1 protein-coding gene is annotated in these 838 nt (G+C 32.8%); it reads right to left on the bottom strand.

The window, feature by feature from the left end; all coding sequences use genetic code 11:
- Window positions 1-313 precede the first annotated feature (313 nt).
- Window positions 314-679, bottom strand: coding sequence for a helix-turn-helix domain-containing protein (locus ABES52_RS16880; RefSeq protein WP_429652475.1), 366 nt, complete (start codon window positions 677-679; stop codon window positions 314-316).
- Between the last annotated feature and the right edge of the window lie 159 nt (window positions 680-838).

Genomic DNA, 838 nt, shown 5'->3' with positions numbered 1-838 from the left:
CTATTGTGTGGCAACTTTAGATTATCAAAGAGAGAGAAGAAGGTGTTATTTTTTAATCATTTTTTGTGAATTATCTGAGCCCTTGAGATGATAAGCATGACCACCACATTTAGTATAGAGCCAAAATTGTACTCATAGTATGCCCAATCCCGTCCTATTTCATTTTCGTGAAGAGCAGGTAAAAAAAAAACACTTCGAATGTCGAAGTGCATACATAAAAAGATAACAAAGGGGGGAATACTAGAAAGCTTTGTATTTACAGAATATCCAGTTAATACATGTCTTATACAAAAAAATACGAAAAAAAGAGAAATTATTCGTTTTTTTCGTATTTAATTTCGTACAACATTTGCATAACGCGTAAGAAATCTTGTTCAGAGAACTCTTTTGCTTTACGTAAAATTAATTTTGCTTTTTTCGTTCCAATTTCTTTGATAAGTTGAACAATTTCCGGATCAATAGAAGTCGTTTTTTCTTGCACTTCATTCTCTAATAATTCTGAGGCGGGGACGTCTAAAACAGTGGAAAGACGTAAAATGGTTTGTGTGTCTGGAATATATTCTCCCGATTCGTATTTTTCAATCGTTTGTGTTCCTAACCGTGCTTTTAAAGCTAATTCTTGCTGAGTCATCTTACGTTGTTCGCGAATCAACCGTAAATTTTCACCAAATTGAGACATTCCTCCATCCCTCCCATGATATATACCTGAAAATTATTTTATCACTCTCTTCAATAGAAAATGGATAAAATAAATGAACATTTAATGATTTTTTACCAATAAAAAAGATCGAAGGCCTCGTCCGTTCTTTTTTAATAATTGGCTCTACCCTAAAATAAC

The sequence above is a fragment of the Aeribacillus pallidus genome (assembly GCF_050478865.1).
Classification (GTDB): Bacteria; Bacillota; Bacilli; order Bacillales; family JACDOC01; genus JACDOC01.
This window is presented reverse-complemented; position numbering and strand designations above follow the sequence as displayed.

What these genes read in the sequence shown, in the direction of transcription:
- ABES52_RS16880 (WP_429652475.1), bottom strand. Translation starts at nt 679, where the DNA reads ATGTCTCAATTTGGTGAAAATTTACGGTTGATTCGCGAACAACGTAAG.